The organism is Pseudoxanthomonas sp. GW2, from assembly GCF_000283075.1.
Lineage (GTDB): Bacteria > Pseudomonadota > Gammaproteobacteria > Xanthomonadales > Xanthomonadaceae > Pseudoxanthomonas.
Window position 1 is genome coordinate 1 of the sequence record NZ_ALIP01000150.1, and the last position, 15,935, is coordinate 15,935.

Consider the following 15,935-nt stretch of genomic DNA (forward strand, 5'->3'; position numbering starts at 1 on the left):
CAGGCTGGCCACCGGCGCGGCCAGTTCGAACACGATGCGGTAGGTGCCTGGCACCGGCTGCCCGGTGCGCACGTTGGTCACCAGGCCGGCAGGGGCCGGCAGCTTCAGGCCCGCGGCGGCGTGCGATTCGGTCAGGTCCAGCACCAGCCGGTGCGGCCCGCTGAGGCTCAGGGTCTTGAACTGCCCGGCGCCGTGCAGCTGCACCTCGGCGCGGGTTCCGGTGGGCCCCTGCTGCAGGCTCAGGCCCTTCACCTCGCCGGCCAGGGCATCGCCCACGCAGCCGATCACGGCGAGCACGAGGCCCGCCGCCAGCACGCCAAACCGGGCGAGGAGGTGGCACATGGGCCGGATTCAATCACCAGCCGGCGTGCATTGCAAGTGAAAATCCTTTAAGAATCCGCCACCTGGGGGATCTTCTTGCGATCACCCGGCAGGAACGCCCTGCAACCGCCCGTTCAGGTCGAGGGCTGACAGCCAGGCCTGGCCCGCCGCGGAGCGGGCTTCCAGGCGGGCGCGGCGCCCGGCTCCAGCGACCGCCAAGTGCACTTCCAGGTCCGGCGCCGGCAGCGCGCCTTGGCCGCGCTCGGGCCACTCCACCAGCCACAGCGTGGCCTCGTCGCCGTCCAGGCCGAGGAAGTCCAGCTCGCCGGCATCGGCGATGCGGTAAAGGTCCAGGTGCCAAGCCTCGCCGCCGGGCACCGGGTAGCGCTCGACCAGGGTGTAGGTGGGACTGCGCACCGGCCCCTGCACCCCCAGCGCGCGCAGCAGCGCGCGTGCCAGGCTGGACTTGCCGGCGCCCAGGTCGCCGTGCAGGTGGACCACGGCCGGCTGCGGCCGGCTCGCGGCCAGGGCGCGGCCCAGTTCGTCGGTGGCCTCGGGACCGGGAAGCTCGATCAGCATCGGGAAACTGCCTGCAAAGAAGGGGGATTGGCCAGCCGCCGCAGCCACGGCAGCAGGTCCGAGGGCAACAGGCCACGCTGGCCGCCGTCGGCTGCCGCGGCGTCACCGGCGGCACTGTGCAGCAGGGCGCCGGCACAGGCGGCCTGGAACGCGTCCAGCCCCTGGGCGCGCATGGCGGCGATGGTGCCGGTCAGCAGGTCACCCATGCCGCCGGTGGCCATGCCGGGATTGCCGGCGTCGAGCACGCAGGGCAGTTCGCCCGGCGCGGCGATGATGCTCCCGGCGCCCTTGAGCACCACCACGCAGCCGTAGCGCTGCGCCAGCGCGGCCGCGGCGGCGTAGCGGTCCGCCTGCACCGCGGCGGTGCTGCTGCCCAGCAGGCGCGCGGCCTCGCCCGGATGCGGGGTGAGGATCGCGTCGCCCAGTGGCATGGGCGCTTCGGCCAGCAGGTTCAGGGCATCGGCATCGAGCACGTGCGGCAGGTCGCTCTCCAGCACCTTGCGGAACAGCGCACCGCCCCACCACGAGCTGCGCCCCAGGCCCGGTCCGCAGGCGACGACGCTGGCGCGCGCCAGCAGCGGCGCCAGCGCCTCGGCGTCCTCGACGGCGTGCACCATCGCTTCCGGGCGCCGCGCCAGTAGCGCCGGCACGTGCGCCTCGCGCGTGGCCACGCTGGCCAGGCCGGCACCGCTGCGCAGCGAGGCTTCCACCGCCAGCAGCACCGCGCCGCCGCTGCCGTGGTCGCCGCCCACGCACAGCACGTGGCCGGCGCGGCCCTTGTGGCTGTCGCGCGGCCGCGGCGGCAGCCATTGCGCCAGCGCGGATGCATCCAGCAGGCGCGCGCATGGCGGCGCCACCGCCGCGTACGCCGCGGCGTCCACCTGCAGGGTGTCCAGCAGCAGTTCGCCGGTGTGGTCCAGGGCCATGCCGGTGCGCAGGCCGCTGTGTTCGACGATGAACTGCAGGGTGCAGTCGGCGCGCAGGGCGACGCCCGGCGCGCTGCCGCGGTCGGCGTCGATGCCTGAAGGGACGTCGAGCGCGAATACCGGCGCCTGCGCCGCGTCCAGCGCCGCGACCAGAGCGGCCACTGGTTCGCGCGGCGCCGCCTCCAGGCCGATGCCCAGCAGCGCGTCGACCAGCAGCTCGGCATCGTCCAGCGCGCAGGGGAAGTGTTCCAGGGTGCCGCCGATGCTGGCGTAATCGGCCGCGGCACGTTGCGCCAGCGGCGTGCGCGGCTGCACGCCGGCCGGCAGCACCACGCGCACGTCCAGGCCGGCCTGCAAGGCCAGCCGCGCCAGCACGTAGCCGTCGCCTCCGTTGTTGCCACTGCCGCAGGCCACCACGATCCGGCGCGCATGCGGCCAGCGTTCGCGCAGCACCCGCCAGGCAGCTTCGCCGGCGCGTGTCATCAGCACGTAGCCGTCGCCGCCGAGCGCGGCGGTCGCCTCCTGGTCGATCCGGCGGGCGGCGCGGCTGTCGAACAGCAGGGTGGCGGAGGCAGGCATGGCGCAATTCTAAGCCGCGGGCGCCGGGGCCGGCGTTGCGGCGGCTCCTATAATCGGCGCATGTCCCCCACCCCGCCCGCAAGCCCGGCCCAGCCCGCGGCGATCGACCTCGTCGCCGCCGCACGGCGGGTGCGCGAGCTGGCGCGCGAGCACGGCTTCCAGCGCTGCGGCATCAGCGGCGTGGACCTGGCCGAGGACGAGGCCCACCTGCGCGACTGGCTGGCCCAGGGCCTGTACGGAACCATGGACTGGATGGCGCGCCATGGCACCGCGCGCAGCCGTCCGCGTGAACTGGTGCCGGGAACGGTGCGGGTGGTCTCGGTGGGCCTGGACTACGGCCAGGACGGGGACCAGGCCTGGGCCACGCTGGCCGATGGCCGCCGCGCCTACGTGGCCCGCTACGCCCTGGGCCGCGACTACCACAAGCTGATGCGCAACCGGCTGCAGAAGCTGGCCGAACGCTTGCAACGGGAATTCGGCGCCTTCGGCTACCGCGTGTTCGTGGACTCGGCGCCGGTGCTGGAGCGCGCACTGGGGCGCAACGCCGGGCTGGGCTGGATCGGCAAGCACACCTGCCTGATCGACAAGGACGGCGGCTCCTGGTTCTTCCTCGGCGAGATTTACCTGGACCTGCCGCTGCCGGTGGATCCGCCGGCCAGCGCGCATTGCGGCACCTGCAGCCGCTGCATCCCCGCCTGCCCGACCGGGGCGATCACCGCGCCCTACCGGCTGGATGCGCGGCGTTGCATCTCCTACCTGACCATCGAGCACGACGGCCCGATCCCGGAGGAGCTGCGCCCTGCGATCGGCAACCGCATCTTCGGCTGCGACGACTGCCAGCTGGTGTGTCCCTGGAACAAGTTCGCGCGGCGCACCGACGAGCCGGACTTCCGCGCCCGCAACAACCTCGACCAGGCCACCCTCGCCGAGCTGTTCGCCTGGGAAGAGGAGGAGTTCCTGGGCCGCACCGAGGGCAGCGCGATCCGCCGCAGCGGCCACGAGCGCTGGCTGCGCAACATCGCCGTGGCCCTGGGCAACGCTCCGACCACGCCGGAAGTCGTCGCCGCGCTGGAATCGCGCCGCGAGCACCCTTCGCAGCTGGTACGGGAGCATGTGGCCTGGGCGCTGGAGCGGCATCGAGGGGCGTGATTGGTGATTGGTGATTTGGGGGGCGCTGCCGGGCGCCGCGACGGCTCGCTCTGGGCTGGCCGCCCGGAGCGCCTCCGGCACCACGCACGCTGCCGCGCTATCCTGTCCCGCCGAGCCGTACGCGCCGATGTCCGAGCAGAACCCCGTCCTCACCCCCGCCCAGCTCAACACGCTGGCGCGCGACCTGCTGGAGAGTGCCTTCCCGCTGGTCTGGGTCGAGGGCGAGCTGGGCAACGTCACCCGTCCGGCCTCCGGGCACCTGTACTTCAACCTCAAGGACGCGCGCGCCCAGGTGCGCTGCGCCATGTTCCGGCCCAAGAGCCAGTGGCTGAAGTTCGTGCCGCGCGAGGGCATGAAGGTGCTGGCCCGCGGCCGGCTCACCCTGTACGAGGCACGCGGCGACTACCAGCTGGTGCTGGACCACCTGGAGGAAGCCGGCGAAGGCGCCCTGCGCCGCGCCTACGAGGCGTTGAAGGCGAAGCTGGAGGCCGAGGGCCTGTTCGACCCCGCACGCAAGCACCCCCTGCCGCGCTGGGTGCGGCGCCTGGCCGTGATCACCTCGCCCACCGGCGCGGCGGTGCGCGACGTGCTGAGCGTGCTCGGCCGCCGCTGCCCGCTGCTGGACGTGGAAATCCTCCCCAGCCTGGTCCAGGGCGAGACCGCCGCGGCGCAGATCACCTCGCTGCTGCAGCGCGCCGGCGCCAGCGGCCGCTACGACGCCATCCTGCTGGCCCGCGGCGGCGGTTCGCTGGAAGACCTGTGGGCGTTCAACGACGAGCGCCTGGCGCGTGCGATCGCCGCATCGCCGGTGCCGGTCGTCTCCGCGGTCGGGCACGAAACCGACTTCACCCTGGCCGACTTCGCCGCCGACGTGCGTGCGCCCACGCCGTCGGTGGCCGCCGAGCTGCTGGTACCGGACCGGCGCGACCTGCTGGCGCGCATCGGCGTGCTGCACGGCCGCCTGCGCGCGATCCAGGGCCATCGCCTGCGCCAGGCCATGCAGCGTGCCGACCGCGCCGCGCTGCGCCTGCAGGCACAGTCGCCGCAGAACCGGCTGCGCCTGCTCGGCCAACGCCAGGAAGCCCTGCGACGCCGGCTGGAAGCACGCTGGCGCGAACAGCTGCAGCACCAGCACGCACGCCTGCGCCACGCCGGCGCGGTACTGCGCGCCCACCATCCGCAGCGACGCGTCGCGCAGCTGCGCGAACGCCTGCTGCGCCTGCAGTCGCGCCCGCAGGCCGCGATCGCCCGGATCCTGCAGCGCGATGCGCTCAAGCTGCGCGCCCTGGCGCGCTCGCTGGAAGCGTGCAGCCCGCTGGCCACGGTGGCGCGCGGCTATTCGATCGTCACCCGCCGCGACGATGGCGCCCTGGTGCACTCGGTCGCCCAGGTCGCGCCGGGCGACCGCGTGCAGGCCCGCCTGCGCGACGGCACCGTGGCGCTGACGGTCGGGTCGGTCACACCGGATCCGCCGTCACGGCCGTGAGCGGGCGCATCCGCGCGGCGTCTGTCACCAGGCCGTCATCCGGCGGTAATCGCCCCGGCATCGACCGCAGGCAGGCTGGAAGCGCAACCGGAGACGGCCCATGCGCTACGCCCTCGTCACCGAAACCTGGCCACCCGAGGTCAACGGGGTCGCACTGACCGTGCAGTCACTGGCCTTTGGCCTGCGCGGGCGCGGCCATGCGGTCGAGGTCGCCCGTCCGCGCCAGCCCGGTGCTGGCCCGGACGAAGGCCTGGAAACCCTGCTCCTCCCCGGCGCGGCGCTGCCGCATTACCCCGGCCTGCGCATCGGACTGCCCGCATCCGGCGCGCTGCACCGGCAGTGGCGCCGCACGCGACCGGACACGGTGTACATCGCCACCGAAGGCCCGCTGGGGTGGTCGGCACTCCGCACCGCCAGGCGCCTCGGCATTCCGGTCGCCAGTGGCTTCCATACCCGCTTCGACCACTACATGCGCGACTACGGCCTGGCCTGGCTGCAGCCGGGGGCATTGCGCCTGATGCGCCGTTTCCACAATCGCGCCGACGCCACCCTGGTGCCGACCATGGAGCTGGAGCAGGCGCTGCGCACGCAGGGTTTCTCGCGCGTGGTGCGGCTGGCGCGGGCGGTGGACACCACGCAGTTCACGCCGTTCCGTCGCGACACGCACCTGCGCCGCGACTGGGGCGCCGATGCCGCCACGCCGGTGGTGGTGTACGTGGGGCGGATCGCAGCGGAGAAGAACCTGGACCTGGCAGTCCGGGCGTTCCGCGCCCTGCAGCGGCAGCGCGCGGATGCGCGCTTCGTGTGGATCGGCGACGGCCCCCTGCGCGAGGCGCTGGCGCGCGGGAATCCCGACTTCGTGTTCTGCGGGATGCAGCGCGGGGAGGCATTGGCGCGGCACTTCGCCAGCGGCGACCTGTTCCTGTTCCCCAGCCTCAGCGAGACCTTCGGCAACGTCGTCCTCGAAGCGATGGCCAGCGGCGTGCCGACCGTGGCCCTCGACACCGGCGCCGCCCGCGAACACCTGCATACCGGCGTACACGGGCTGCTGGCGCATGACGACGCCGGCTTCATCGCCGCCGCCGTCGCCCTGGCGGGCGATGCCACCCTGCGCCGCGAGATGGGCGTGGCGGCGCGCACCGCGGTGCTGGGGCTGCGCCCGGAACAGGTCGCGGCCGACTTCGATGCCCTACTGGCGACGCTGGCCCGCCGTGGAGCCCTCGATGCACCTCTCGCCGCCTGATCCGCTCCCCGCCGAGCTGCCGGCGCGCGCCGGCCCCGGTGCACGCCTGCATGCACGCGAGCAGCGCTGGTGCCTGCTGGCCAACCGCATGTGCATGCGCAGGTCGGTGCGCGGCTATTTCGCCTGCGTCAGCCGCCTGGGCGACGGCTTCGCCTGGTACGCGCTGATCGCCTCACTGGCGGTGCTGGGCGGCGAGGGCGGCCGCCTGACGGCCCTGCACATGGCTGCCGTGGGCCTGGCCTCGCTGGCGTTGTACCGTGGCCTCAAGCGATCGACCAGGCGACCGCGCCCGTTTGCCGCCGACCTGCGCATCCGCGCATGGGTCGCGCCGCTGGACGAGTTCAGCTTCCCCTCCGGGCACACCCTGCACGCCGTGGCCTTCAGCGTGGTGGCCCTGGCCCATTATCCGGTGCTGGCGCCGCTGCTGCTGCCGTTCAGCGCCTCGGTCGCGGCCTCGCGGGTGGTGCTGGGGCTGCATTATCCCAGCGACGTCCTGGCCGCCATCGCCATGGGCCTTGCGCTGGGCGGCGGTTCGCTCTGGCTGGCGGGCGTTGCCTAGCCGGACGCGCCAGGCAGCGCATCGAAGCCTTCCACCCGCGCGCGCACGATTGCCGGTGCGAGCTGCGCCGGCCAGTCGCGGTCGTTGGCGACCTGGGCGGTGAGGCGCGTGTCTTCCAGCCGCGCGAAGTCGAGCTCGGCGATCGCCCATTCCTGGCCGGCACCGGCGCTGGCCAGGATGCCGTCGGCCGGGAAGCCCACGTCCATCGGCGCGTAGATCGCCGCGTCGCCGGTGTTCGTATCCAGCGCCGGGCTCCAGGGCGCGTCGCCGGCGGTGACGGCCTGGACGACGAAGAAGCGGTTCTCCAGCGCGCGCGCCAGGCAGCCCACGCGCACCCGGGTGGCTCCGGCGGCGGTGTCGGTGCAGCTGGGCACCAGCAGCAGGCGCGCGCCAGCCTCGTACTGGGCGCGCACCGGCAGCGGGAACTCGCTGTCGTAGCAGATGCTGATGCCCGCGCGCACGCCGGCCACATCCACCACCTTCAGCGCCTCGCCGGGCACGATCACCCCGGTCCGCTTCTCGAAGCCGGTCAGCTGCAGCTTGTCCTGCCACTGGTGGCCGCCATCGGGCGCGAACAGGTCGGCGCGGTTGCGATGGCGGCCGGCGCCGATGTCCAGCAGGAAGCTGCCGGCGACGATGTACATGCCCAGCTCTCGGGCGATGCCGGAAAACAGCGCCAGCCAGGCCTGGCGATGCTGCTGGATCGCCTGCAGCGAGGCGTGCAGGTCGGCGTAGACCTGCGGCCCGTGGATGGCCGCCAGCTCCAGCGACAGGTATTCCGGCAGCACCGCGACGCGCACGCCCTGCGCCGCGGCCTGTTCCAGCAAAGCGCGCTGGCGCGCGGCAAACGCCTCGAAATCCGCGGGCTTGCCGACTTCGTAGCGGCAGGCGGCAACTTTCATGGTTTCTCCTTCCAGTCGCGCGACCAGAAGGTCAGCGCATGTTCGATTTCGCCCCTGCCGATCTCCTCCCACGCCAGGCGGACGGCCAGTCCCGGCAGGCGCGCATAGCCGCGGCCGTGCCAGAACGCATCGTTGGGCCGGTACCCGGGCGGGCGGCGCGGATCATCCGGATCGCGGTCCACCGCGCAGAACGCGGTGAAGCGGAAGCGGCCAAGCCTGCGTGCATGGGCCTCGCGTTCGTCGAAGAAGGCATGGCCCACGCCCAGTCCACGGTAGGCGGGCAGCAGCACCGACTCGCCGAAGTAGAACACCTCTTCGGCCGGCAGGCCGGCGTGCTGCAGCGGCGCGGCGAACGCCTCGGCGTCGTCCAGCAGCGGCAGGCCGGTGGAGGCGCCCACCACGCGGCCCTCGTCCAGGGCCAGCACCAGCACGCTCTCGCGCGACTCGACATACGGCTGCAGGTACTGGCGCTCGTAGCCGCTGTCCGGGTCGCCGTCGTACAGGTACGGCCAGTCGCGGAATACGGCCACCCGCAGGCGCGCGACCTCGTCGAGCCAGGGCGTGATGTCGGGGCCGTGGAAAGTGCGGATCTGCGGCTTGGCTGGCATGCGCGGATTTTACGCGCAGTACCGCAGCGTCAACCGGTGCCGCGGCCCAGGCGCTGCAGTTGTGCGGCCATCTCCCACGATGCGAGCGGGCGCGGACCGAGATGGTGGGCCAGCACCGCGCGCAGCGGCAGGCGCAGGCTGGCCAGGTCTTCCGCGTCCGGCTGCACGTCGGCGGCCAGTGCCAGCAGCGCGGCGCCGGTGGCGGCGGCGTTGCGCTCGCCGTGGCCGCGGTCGCTGAGCAACCTTCGCGGGCCGTGTTCCGGATCGAGCCGGTAGCGCGCGGCCGGGTCCAGCGGCTGGCCGTCGCCGTCCACGTCCAGCTCGAAACCCACGCCGAGGGCGCCGAGCAGGTCGCGCTCGAAGCGGCGCAGGGTCCAGGCCAGGGAGCCGGCGTCGGCCAGCGCGGCGCGGGTGCGGGCGTAGGCCCCGAACAGTTCCGGCAGCGGATCCTGGCGCGGCGCCAGGCGAAGCACCAGCTCGTTGAGGTAGAACGCGGCCAGCTGCACCTGCCCGCCCAGCCGCGGCGCGGCGTCCAGGGCCTCGGCGCCGCGCAGCTGGGCCAGTTCGCCGGCCAGCACCGCGTCGTAGCGGATGTGCTGCAGCGGCTGCAGCGCGGCGCGCAGCACCTGCCGCTTCGGCGAGTTCACCCCGCGCGCGACCAGGCCCAGGCGCCCGTGGGCGGCGCTGAGGACCTCGACCAGCAGGCTGGTCTCGCGCCACGGGCGGGCATGCAGGACGAAGGCGCTGTCGCCCTCGATGCGCATGTCAGTCCCCGCCGGCCATGCGCGGCTTACTCCTGGCCGTAGCCGAAGGCCTTCAGCGCGGCCTCGTCGTCGGACCAGCCCTCGCGCACGCGCACCCAGGTCTCCAGGAACACCTTGCGCCCGAACAGCCGCTCCATCTGCTGCCGCGCCTTGCTGCCGATCTCGCGCAGGCGCGCGCCGCCCTTGCCAATCACGATCGGCTTCTGGCCCTCGCGCTCGACCCAGATCACCGCGCCGATGCGCAGCAGCGCGCCATCCTCGGCGAAGCGCTCGATCTCCACGGTGGTGGCGTACGGCAGCTCGTCGCCGAGCTGGCGCATCAGCTGCTCGCGCACCAGTTCGCCGGCCAGGAAGCGCTGGCTGCGGTCGGTGATCTCGTCCTCGTCGTAAACCGGCGGTGCCTCCGGCAGCTGCGCCAGGATGTCGGCGACCAGGTCGTCCAGGCCCTTGCGCTTGAGCGCGGAGATCGGATGCACGGCGGCGAAATCCCGGTCCTTCGCCACCTCGGCCAGGAACGGCAGCAGGGTGGTCTTGTCCTTGAGCCGGTCGACCTTGTTGACCACCAGCACCACCGGCACGCCGGCGTCGTGGAGCACGTTGAACGCCAGCGTGTCCTCCTCGTCCCAGCGCCCGGCCTCGACCACCAGCACCGCCGCGTCCACGTCCTCCACCGCGCCGCGCGCGGTGCGGTTCATCACCCGGCTCATCGCCGAGGCCTTGAACCGGCCCTGCTCGCGGTGCAGCCCGGGGGTGTCGACCAGCAGCATCTGCCCGCCCGGCACCGTGGCGATGCCCAGCAGGCGGTGGCGCGTGGTCTGCGGGCGGTTGGAGACGATGCTGACCTTGGCCCCGACCAGGGCGTTGACCAGGGTGGACTTGCCGACGTTCGGGCGGCCGACGACGGCGACGCTGCCGCAGCGGTGGGGGGCTTCGTTGTTTCCGGGATTCACTTGTCGGACCGTCTATGGCTGCCGGAGCGGGGGCTCCAGCCGTTCCAGCACCGCCGCGGCCGCGGCCTGTTCGGCCAGGCGCCGCGAGGTGCCCTGCCCTTCGGCGCTGGCCGGAGGCTCGCTCAGGGTACACCGGGCGAGGAACACCTTGGCGTGTTCCTCGCCGCTTTCGGAGACCAGCTCGTAGGCCGGCAGCGGCTTCTGCCGCGCCTGCAGCCATTCCTGCAGGCGGGTCTTGGCGTCCTTTTCCGGCTTGCCGACCGGCAGCGCCGCCAGCGCCTGTTCGAACCAGGGCAGCACGACCGCGCGGCAGGCCTCGTAGCCGGCGTCCAGGTAGATCGCGGCGACCACGGCCTCGACCGCGTCGGCCAGGATCGAATCGCGGCGGAAGCCGCCGGACTTCAGCTCGCCCGGCCCCAGGGTCAGGCGCTCGCCCAGCTCCAGCTGGCGGGCGATCACCGCCAGCGACGCCTCGCGCACCAGCTCGGCGCGGGCCCGGGTCAGCACGCCCTCGTCGGCCTTGGGCCAGCGCTGGTACAGGGCCTCGGCGGCGATCAGGTTGACCACCGCGTCGCCGAGGAATTCCAGCCGCTCGTTGTGCGGCGAACCGGCGCTGCGGTGGGTCAGCGCCTGCTGCAGCAGCGACGGATCGGCGAACGCATGGCCGATCCGGTCGCGCACCAGCTTGCGGTCATTCCTCGCCACTACCGCGCCGCGTAAGGGCCTGGCGGGTATCGAAGTTGCCCACCACGTCCAGGTTGTAGATCAGGGGCCGGCGCACCTCGTAGGTGACGCGCATCACCCAGCCGCCGTTGGCGCGCTCGAACTTCACGTTCTGCGGCTTCACGTTCTCGGAATAGTTGATGTACAGGCGGCGGAAGAACAGCTCCTGGATCCGCTGCGGGCTCATGTCGGCCACGCCCGGCTCGTTGGACAGGCCCTTCATCGCCGACCGCACCGCATAGTATTCCTGGTACATCGGGAACAGCTTCATGCCGACGTAGGCGGCGAACCCCAGCACCGCCAGCACCATCAGGAACCCGACCAGGCTCAGACCGCCTTGCTTGCGCTTCATTGCCATTCCCCCAACCGGCGCCTTGCGCCTTACTTGATCCTCGTCCCGATCCGTCCCGGATCGAAACTCCCCGTGCAGAACCAGCCCTCGCAGTTCAGCCAGATCAGGAACGCCTTGCCGCGGAGGTTCTCCTCCGGCAGGAACGACGTCTGGGTCCAGAACCGGCTGTCCTCGCTATTATCACGATTGTCGCCCATCACGAAATAGTGGCCTTCCGGCACGGTCCACTCGCCCTGGCCAGCGGGCGCGGCGCGGTCGATCCACTCCAGCACGCGGTGGTCGCGCCCGGGCAGGTGCTCGGTCAGCAGGGTCGCGCCGTCCATCTCCGCGCCGCGGCCCTTGCCCACGTACTGGCCGATCGGGGTGTAGCGCACCGCCTCGCCGTTGATGTACAGGGTGTCGCCGTGGAAGGCGATGCGGTCGCCCGGCAGGCCGACCACGCGCTTGATCCAGTTCTGGTCCGGGTCGTGCGGCGGCTTGAACACCACCACGTCGCCGCGTTCCGGCTCGCCCAGCGGCACGAACTTGCGGTTGGTCACCGGCAGGCGCAGGCCGTAGGAGAACTTGTTGACCAGGATGAAATCGCCGATCAGCAGGTTCGGCATCATCGAGCTGGACGGGATCTTGTACGGCTCGGCGACGAAGCTGCGCAGGACCAGCACCGCGGCCAGCACCGGGAAGAACGCGCGCGAGTAGTCCACCACCGCCGGCTCCTCGTCCAGCAGGCCGGCGCGGGCGGCGCGGCGCCGGGCGAAGAACAGGCGGTCCAGCAGCCACACCAGGCCGGTGGCGAAGGTCAGGACCACCAGGCCGATCTCAAACCATTTCATGCTCGTTCCTTGGCGAGGGAAACCGGGACCGCGGCGCGCGGGAGCGGCGCTCGGGGCATCACTTGCTGTCCACCTGCAGCACGGCCAGGAAGGCCTCCTGCGGGATCTCCACGCGGCCGACCTGCTTCATGCGCTTCTTGCCTTCCTTCTGCTTCTCCAGCAGCTTCTTCTTGCGGGTGATGTCACCGCCGTAGCACTTGGCCAGCACGTTCTTGCGCAGCGCCTTGACCGTGGTGCGGGCGATGATCTGCGAGCCGATGGCGGCCTGGATCGCCACGTCGAACTGCTGGCGCGGGATCAGGTCCTTCATCTTCTCGCACAGCTCGCGGCCACGGCGGTCGGCGTGGGTGCGGTGGACGATGATCGACAGCGCATCCACCCGGTCGCCGTTGATCAGGGTGTCCACGCGCACGAACGGACCGGCGTCGAAGCGCAGGAAGTGGTAGTCCAGCGAGGCGTAGCCGCGGCTGACCGACTTGAGCTTGTCGAAGAAGTCCAGCACCACCTCGGCCATCGGCAGTTCGTAGCTGATCTGCACCTGGCTGGCCATGTAGGTGATGCCGATCTGCACGCCGCGCTTTTCCTCGCACAGCTTGATGACGTTGCCGATGTACTCCTCGGGGGTGAGGATGTTGGCGCGGATGATCGGCTCGCGGACCTCCTGGATCAGGTTGGCCTGTGGCAGCTTGGCCGGGTTGTCCAGCGGCACCACCGTGCCGTCGGTCTTCAGCACCTCGTACACCACGGTCGGCGCGGTGGTGATCAGGTCCAGGTCGTACTCGCGCTCCAGGCGCTCCTGCACGATCTCCATGTGCAGCATGCCGAGGAAGCCGCAGCGGAAGCCGAAGCCCATCGCCTCCGAGCTCTCCGGCTCGAAGCGCAGCGCGGCGTCGTTCAGGCGCAGCTTCTCCAGCGCCTCGCGCAGGTCCGGGTAGTCCTCGGCGTTGACCGGGAACAGGCCGGCGAACACGCGCGGCTGCATCTCCTGGAAGCCCGGCAGCGGCGCCGGGGCCGGGTCGGCCGCCAGGGTCAGGGTGTCGCCCACCGGGGCGCCGTGTACGTCCTTGATCGAGGCGGTGATCCAGCCCACCTCGCCGGCCTTGAGCACCGGCAGTTCCTTGCGCTTGGGGGTGAACACGCCGACCTTGTCCACCTCGTGGGTACGGCCGGTGGACATCACCAGGATCTTGCTCCTGGGCCGGATCTCGCCCTGCATCACCCGCACCAGCGAGACCACGCCCAGGTAGTTGTCGAACCAGGAGTCGATGATCAGCGCCTGCAGCTTGTCGGTGTCGCGCGGCTTCGGCGGCGGGATGCGGTGAACGATGGCCTCCAGCACCTGGTCCACGTTCAGGCCGGTCTTGGCGCTGACCGCGACCGCCTCGGAGGCATCGATGCCGATCACCGCCTCGATCTCGGCCTTGGCGCGCTCGATGTCGGCGGTCGGCAGGTCGATCTTGTTGAGGACCGGCACCACCTCCAGGCCCTGCTCCACCGCGGTGTAGCAGTTGGCCACCGACTGCGCCTCCACGCCCTGGGCGGCGTCGACCACCAGCAGCGCGCCTTCGCAGGCGGCCAGCGAGCGGCTGACTTCGTAGGAGAAGTCGACGTGGCCCGGGGTATCGATGAAGTTCAGGTAGTAGGTGTTCCCGTCCTTGGCCTTGTACGGCAGGGACACGGACTGCGCCTTGATGGTGATGCCGCGCTCGCGCTCGATCGGGTTGGAATCGAGCACCTGGGCTTCCATCTCGCGCGCTTCCAGGCCGCCGCACAGCTGGATGATGCGGTCGGCGAGGGTCGACTTGCCGTGGTCGACGTGGGCAATGATGGAGAAGTTGCGGATGAACCGCATGGAATCTGCAGACATGAGGGGCGGCGGTCTCGGCCGTCGTCGGGTAGCGGCGGATTATCGCACGCCGCGGGGGCATCCACGGATGTCCCCGCCGCCCCGCGCCCGCGGGCATGCGCCGGCGCCCGGCCGCACGGGCCGGGCGCCGCGCCGGATCAGTCTTCCTGCACGGTGAGGGCGACGAAGCTGGTGGCGCCGGCCGGAGTGCGCACCAGCAGCATCACCGCGTCGCCGGCCGAGGCCGACTTCAGCTCGCGCTCCAGCGCGGCCACGCTGCCCACCGGGGTGCGGCCCACCCGCAGGATCACCATGCCGGGCGACAATCCGGCCTCGCGCGCCTCCGGGCTCAGCACGCCGGTGATGCGCACGCCCTCGTTGTTGCCCAGGCCCAGCTGGCGGCGGGTGGCGGCGTCCAGGTCGGCCACGCGCAGGCCGATCCGGGCCGCCGGCGACACCGCCGCGCCGGAGCTGCTGCCGGAACCGTCGCGCAGGCCCGGCCGCTGGGCGTCGCTGGTCAGCTCGCCCAGGGTCACGTTCAGCTCGCGCTTGCGGCCGTCGCGCACGATCTCCAGCCGCGCCTTCGAGCCCGGCGGGAGCATGCCGATGATCGGCGGCAGGTCGGCGCTGCTGTTGACCGGCTGGCCGTTGACCGCGGTGATCACGTCGCCGATCTCCACTCCGCCCTTCTCCGCGGCGCTGCCCGGCTCGACGCTGTTGACCAGCGCGCCGGCGCTGCTGGACAGGCCCAGCGCCTTGGCCCGGGCCGAATCGATCTCCTGCACCACCACGCCCAGCATGCCGCGGCTGACCTTGCCGGTCTTCTTGATCTGCTCGGCCGCGTTCATCGCCAGGTCGATCGGGATGGCGAAGCTCACGCCCATGTAGCCGCCGGAATTGCTGAGGATCTGCGAGTTGATGCCCACCACCTCGCCGGAGGTGTTGAGCAGCGGGCCGCCGGAGTTGCCGCGGTTGATCGCCACGTCGGTCTGGATGAACGGCACGTACTGCTGGCCGCGGCCGCCGCTGCGGCCCAGCGCGCTGACGATGCCGGCGGTGACCGACTGCTCCAGGCCCAGCGGCGAGCCGATCGCCACCACCCACTGGCCCGGGCGCAGCGAGGAGGAATCGCCCAGGCGCAGGGCCGGCAGGCCCGCGGCCTCCTTGCCCTCCAGCTTGAGCAGGGCCACGTCGTAGCCCTCGTCGCTGCCGACCAGCTTGGCCTGGAACTCGCGGCGGTCGGACAGGCGCACGGTGATCGACTCGGCGCCGTCGACCACGTGGTGGTTGGTGAGGATGTAGCCGTCGCCGATCAGGAAGCCGGAGCCGACCGAGCGGCCCGGGGCGGCGTTCGGAGAAGGCATGCCGAAGCCGGGGCCGAAGAAGCGGCGGAAGATCTCCGGGATCTCCTCGTCGTCCGGCATGCCGCGGGCGGCGGTGCGCGCGCCGATCCGCGCCTCGATGTTGACCACGCCCGGGGTCACCTGCTCCACCAGCCGGGTGAAATCCGGCAGGCCCGTCACCAGCGGCGCGGCGGGTGCGGCCGTGGCGGCGGTGGCAGCGACGGCGGCCGGCGCGGCCGGGGCCGGCGACGGCTCCCGGGCGCACGCGACCAGCGGGATGCTCAGCGCCAGCGCGGCCAGCAGGGGGTTGCGCACACGTGCAGTCATGTAATGGACCTCATCGCTTGCATGGGGAATGGGCCGGCACGCCCCGCCGGCGCCGCCCCGGCAAGGGGCAGCCCGCGGTCACGGCAGGAAGGCCCGGGAAGCCGCTCAGCGCGGCGCGTCTTCGCTTGCGGCCGGCGGCTCGGCCAGATCCGGCCTGGCGTCCCTGCCCGCGGGCGCCGGCAGGGCCGGCTCGAACGGATAGAAGGCGCGACCGGCCGATTGTGCCCCCGCGTTGCCGAAGCTGGCGGTGAAGGCGCCGGTCGCCGGCTGCGGCAGCACCGCCCGCGGCCACGGCCGCGCATGCGGCGCCACCGCGGAGGCAAAGGGATCCTCGTTCGCAGCCTGGCCGGCGAACGGCGCGGCCGGCAGTTCCGCGGCCACCACGGTCGTGGCGTCCGCCGGGGCCAGGACCTCGCGCGCCGGCTCGGCCAGCGGCAGTGGCTCGCGC

The 15,935-nt window shown here is 72.3% G+C and carries 16 protein-coding genes and 1 pseudogene; 4 read left to right on the top strand and 13 right to left on the bottom strand.

From position 1 onward, the window contains the following. The 3 genes from B351_RS16910 to B351_RS0114080 all read right to left on the bottom strand — a co-directional run. Window positions 1–342 (bottom strand): AMIN domain-containing protein (locus B351_RS16910; protein ID WP_156810476.1); only part of this gene is annotated, 342 nt, incomplete at its 3' end. 81 nt (window positions 343–423) lie between these two features. Continuing rightward, window positions 424–900, bottom strand: coding sequence for a tRNA (adenosine(37)-N6)-threonylcarbamoyltransferase complex ATPase subunit type 1 TsaE (gene tsaE / locus B351_RS0114075; RefSeq protein WP_019399675.1), 477 nt, complete (start codon window positions 898–900; stop codon window positions 424–426). Further along, on the bottom strand, window positions 894–2,405 hold the full coding sequence (locus B351_RS0114080; protein ID WP_019399676.1) for a bifunctional ADP-dependent NAD(P)H-hydrate dehydratase/NAD(P)H-hydrate epimerase: 1,512 nt from the start codon (window positions 2,403–2,405) through the stop codon (window positions 894–896). The genes tsaE and B351_RS0114080 overlap by 7 nt, the downstream gene beginning before the upstream one ends. A 60-nt stretch (window positions 2,406–2,465) precedes the next feature. On the opposite strand from B351_RS0114080, the gene queG reads away from it, so the two are divergent. The 4 genes from queG to B351_RS0114100 all read left to right on the top strand — a co-directional run bounded on the left by queG (window position 2,466) and on the right by B351_RS0114100 (window position 6,842). Beyond that, complete coding sequence (gene queG / locus B351_RS0114085; protein WP_019399677.1) at window positions 2,466–3,554, top strand: tRNA epoxyqueuosine(34) reductase QueG; 1,089 nt, start codon at window positions 2,466–2,468, stop codon at window positions 3,552–3,554. Window positions 3,555–3,681: 127 nt separating this feature from the next. Then, window positions 3,682–5,040, top strand: a complete 1,359-nt coding sequence (gene xseA, locus B351_RS0114090) for an exodeoxyribonuclease VII large subunit (RefSeq protein WP_019399678.1) — start codon at window positions 3,682–3,684, stop codon at window positions 5,038–5,040. Window positions 5,041–5,140: 100 nt separating this feature from the next. Further along, window positions 5,141–6,283 carry a glycosyltransferase family 1 protein gene (locus B351_RS0114095; protein ID WP_019399679.1) on the top strand — a complete coding sequence of 381 codons (1,143 nt, stop codon included), beginning with the start codon at window positions 5,141–5,143 and terminating at the stop codon, window positions 6,281–6,283. Between the two features lie 88 nt (window positions 6,284–6,371). Further along, a complete protein-coding gene (locus tag B351_RS0114100; RefSeq protein WP_232207939.1) occupies window positions 6,372–6,842 on the top strand; it encodes a phosphatase PAP2 family protein in 471 nt (156 codons plus the stop codon). On the opposite strand, the gene B351_RS0114105 is transcribed toward B351_RS0114100, so the two are convergent. From B351_RS0114105 to B351_RS17845, 10 genes and pseudogenes are all read right to left on the bottom strand, one after another. Then, entirely contained in the window at window positions 6,839–7,744 is a 906-nt protein-coding gene (locus tag B351_RS0114105) for a carbon-nitrogen hydrolase family protein (protein WP_019399681.1), read from the bottom strand. The genes B351_RS0114100 and B351_RS0114105 overlap by 4 nt on opposite strands. Continuing rightward, the gene (locus B351_RS0114110; protein ID WP_019399682.1) at window positions 7,741–8,352 is read right to left on the bottom strand and encodes a GNAT family N-acetyltransferase; all 612 of its coding nucleotides are present in this window, start codon (window positions 8,350–8,352) and stop codon (window positions 7,741–7,743) included. The genes B351_RS0114105 and B351_RS0114110 overlap by 4 nt, the downstream gene beginning before the upstream one ends. A 29-nt stretch (window positions 8,353–8,381) precedes the next feature. Next, entirely contained in the window at window positions 8,382–9,116 is a 735-nt protein-coding gene (recO, locus tag B351_RS0114115; RefSeq protein ID WP_019399683.1) for a DNA repair protein RecO, read from the bottom strand. 26 nt (window positions 9,117–9,142) lie between these two features. Further along, the gene (gene era / locus B351_RS0114120) at window positions 9,143–10,066 is read right to left on the bottom strand and encodes a GTPase Era (RefSeq protein ID WP_019399684.1); all 924 of its coding nucleotides are present in this window, start codon (window positions 10,064–10,066) and stop codon (window positions 9,143–9,145) included. 12 nt (window positions 10,067–10,078) lie between these two features. Then, a complete protein-coding gene (gene rnc, locus B351_RS0114125) occupies window positions 10,079–10,771 on the bottom strand; it encodes a ribonuclease III (RefSeq protein ID WP_019399685.1) in 693 nt (230 codons plus the stop codon). Next, complete coding sequence (locus tag B351_RS0114130; RefSeq protein WP_019399686.1) at window positions 10,758–11,141, bottom strand: DUF4845 domain-containing protein; 384 nt, start codon at window positions 11,139–11,141, stop codon at window positions 10,758–10,760. The genes rnc and B351_RS0114130 overlap by 14 nt, the downstream gene beginning before the upstream one ends. A gap of 29 nt (window positions 11,142–11,170) precedes the next feature. Then, window positions 11,171–11,971: a signal peptidase I gene (lepB, locus tag B351_RS0114135; RefSeq protein WP_019399687.1), complete on the bottom strand. Its 801-nt coding sequence runs from the start codon at window positions 11,969–11,971 to the stop codon at window positions 11,171–11,173. Window positions 11,972–12,029: 58 nt separating this feature from the next. Beyond that, window positions 12,030–13,823, bottom strand: coding sequence for a translation elongation factor 4 (gene lepA, locus B351_RS0114140; protein ID WP_019399688.1), 1,794 nt, complete (start codon window positions 13,821–13,823; stop codon window positions 12,030–12,032). 152 nt (window positions 13,824–13,975) lie between these two features. Beyond that, window positions 13,976–15,487 (bottom strand): DegQ family serine endoprotease, encoded by a 1,512-nt coding sequence (locus B351_RS0114145; protein ID WP_026010739.1) that lies wholly within the window; start codon window positions 15,485–15,487, stop codon window positions 13,976–13,978. A 105-nt stretch (window positions 15,488–15,592) separates the two neighbouring features. Beyond that, a pseudogene (locus B351_RS17845) lies at window positions 15,593–15,935 on the bottom strand (hypothetical protein); the annotation flags it as partial.

Excerpts from the sequence above, each read along its gene's own strand:
- tsaE (WP_019399675.1), bottom strand. The coding sequence starts at position 900 with ATGCTGATCGAGCTTCCCGGTCCCGAGGCCACCGACGAACTGGGCCGC.
- B351_RS0114080 (WP_019399676.1), bottom strand. The coding sequence starts at position 2,405 with ATGCCTGCCTCCGCCACCCTGCTGTTCGACAGCCGCGCCGCCCGCCGG.
- queG (WP_019399677.1), top strand. The coding sequence starts at position 2,466 with ATGTCCCCCACCCCGCCCGCAAGCCCGGCCCAGCCCGCGGCGATCGAC.
- xseA (WP_019399678.1), top strand. The coding sequence starts at position 3,682 with ATGTCCGAGCAGAACCCCGTCCTCACCCCCGCCCAGCTCAACACGCTG.
- B351_RS0114095 (WP_019399679.1), top strand. The coding sequence starts at position 5,141 with ATGCGCTACGCCCTCGTCACCGAAACCTGGCCACCCGAGGTCAACGGG.
- B351_RS0114100 (WP_232207939.1), top strand. The coding sequence starts at position 6,372 with ATGTGCATGCGCAGGTCGGTGCGCGGCTATTTCGCCTGCGTCAGCCGC.
- B351_RS0114105 (WP_019399681.1), bottom strand. The coding sequence starts at position 7,744 with ATGAAAGTTGCCGCCTGCCGCTACGAAGTCGGCAAGCCCGCGGATTTC.
- B351_RS0114110 (WP_019399682.1), bottom strand. The coding sequence starts at position 8,352 with ATGCCAGCCAAGCCGCAGATCCGCACTTTCCACGGCCCCGACATCACG.
- recO (WP_019399683.1), bottom strand. The coding sequence starts at position 9,116 with ATGCGCATCGAGGGCGACAGCGCCTTCGTCCTGCATGCCCGCCCGTGG.
- B351_RS0114130 (WP_019399686.1), bottom strand. The coding sequence starts at position 11,141 with ATGAAGCGCAAGCAAGGCGGTCTGAGCCTGGTCGGGTTCCTGATGGTG.
- lepB (WP_019399687.1), bottom strand. The coding sequence starts at position 11,971 with ATGAAATGGTTTGAGATCGGCCTGGTGGTCCTGACCTTCGCCACCGGC.
- lepA (WP_019399688.1), bottom strand. The coding sequence starts at position 13,823 with ATGCGGTTCATCCGCAACTTCTCCATCATTGCCCACGTCGACCACGGC.
- B351_RS0114145 (WP_026010739.1), bottom strand. The coding sequence starts at position 15,487 with ATGACTGCACGTGTGCGCAACCCCCTGCTGGCCGCGCTGGCGCTGAGC.